The organism is Robinsoniella sp. (genome assembly GCF_034124845.1).
In genome coordinates this window covers 1-1,834 of the sequence record NZ_JAWYAJ010000112.1, presented here as the reverse complement: position 1 = coordinate 1,834, position 1,834 = coordinate 1, and the positions used below count along the sequence as shown (strand labels likewise).

Here is a 1,834-nt window from a genome sequence, read left to right as displayed (position 1 = left end):
GGATGGTTTATATCAGGAAGAACATTCCACGGCATCACCAGCCTTTTCCTTTGCTTTACGTTTTGCTTCCATATCTGCAAATATATTTATGAGTCGTCTTAATACTGGATTCTAAGTTATATCACTATAGTCAAAATATCAACACCGGAAGTTAACAGGTTCATGGCTACGGAGTGTCTAAATGTATGGAGAAATACGTTTTTTCTAATATTCTGAGAGAAATATTTGTTGATTTTGCATCGGTTGACACTGCTACACTCCGCTAGATGTATAAAACAGCATTCTAAGTCAAGAAATAAAAAAATGATAATGCTATAATTTACAACAAGCTAAAAGAAAGGAGAAAATGAATAAGTTATTACTATAAGAAAGAGAGTAAGAAAAAAACATGCCGTTTATCGATACATTTTGAAATGGAGGTTATATTATGGTACATCGTCTTTCACGTTATATTAAACCTTTTTTAGGAAAGGCTATATTATGTTCTATCTTTATTATTTTGGAGGTGATTTTAGAACTGCAAATACCTTTGCTGGCTAAAAATATTATTGATAATGGAATATTGTCAAAAGATTCACGATATATTATTATAAATGGAAGTTATATAGTCTTTTTGGCTATTTTGTGCCTTTTATGTGGTATGATCTCGAGCCGTTTAGCTGCTATAACAGCAATGGGTTTTGGCGGAAGACTACGCGGGGAGGTTTTTGAGAAAACCTTATTTGATACAAAAAGTATGTTTAAAGAAGCATCTATTTCAAATAGAATAACGGTAGATGTTGGTAATATTCAGATGGCTTTTATGACGGCACTACAATTTTTTAGCCGTTCACCAATATTAGTTTTAATATGTTGGTTTAATGCGTTTTGCATCAATATGTGGCTTTCAATTATATTTTTTATTTTTATTCCCTTCCTGTCTATAATTTTTTATCTTATATCTAAAAAAGCATTTCCTTTATATACTTCGATGTTACAAAATATGGACAAGATGAATTTAAAAGTTCAAGAGAACATAGAAGGCATTAAAATTGTTAAAGCATTTGTACAGTCTGAGCAAGAAAAAGACAAATTCATTTATTACTCAAATGAAGTTTATGATAAATCATTAAAAGCTGAAGGAATGCTTATACGTTTTTGGCCAATAGCACAATTTTCAGTTTATGCTGGTACTATACTGTTAATTGGGTTCGGAGGTATAATGTCAATGAAAGGATATTTGGGTATAGGTGACCTTATAGCATTAATAAGCTACTTAACAATGGCTATGGTTGCTATGGTAAATTTAGTTACGATGATGACTGGCTTGATAATGGCAAAAGCCTCGGCAGCCAGGATCATAGAAATACTTGAAATAAATTCTCCCAGAAAGCAGGCTAAAAATTCCGATCTACACATTACACATGGAGATATATATTTTGATAATATTCTTTTTCGTTATACAAAAACTGCACCCGCACCTGTTTTAAACTTTATTGATTTGTCCATACGTGCTGGAGAAACCGTTGGTATAGTTGGTGGTACCGGTGCAGGTAAAACAACCCTTGTATCTTTGCTTATGCATCTTTTTGAACCTGATTCTGGAAAAGTTGTAGTAGATGGATACGATATAAATACATATGACATAATGAATTTACGTAATGAGATAGCTATTGTACCACAAATTAGTTATTTGTTTCAAGGAAGCATACTTGAAAATTTAATATTTGGCAATGTAAAAGCTTCAAATGATGATATTATTAATGCATGTAAAGTAGCAAATATACATGAATTCATATCAAATCTTACAGATGGGTATAATACAAAACTGGAAGAGGGAGGAGCTAACCTATCT

Annotated in this window: 1 protein-coding gene; it reads left to right on the top strand. The window is 31.8% G+C overall.

The features are described 5' to 3' along the window. Positions 1-427: 427 nt before the first annotated feature. Positions 428-1,834, top strand: a 1,407-nt coding sequence (locus ACH2DQ_RS05425; RefSeq protein WP_395025877.1) for an ABC transporter ATP-binding protein, incomplete at its 3' end; no start/stop codon positions are given.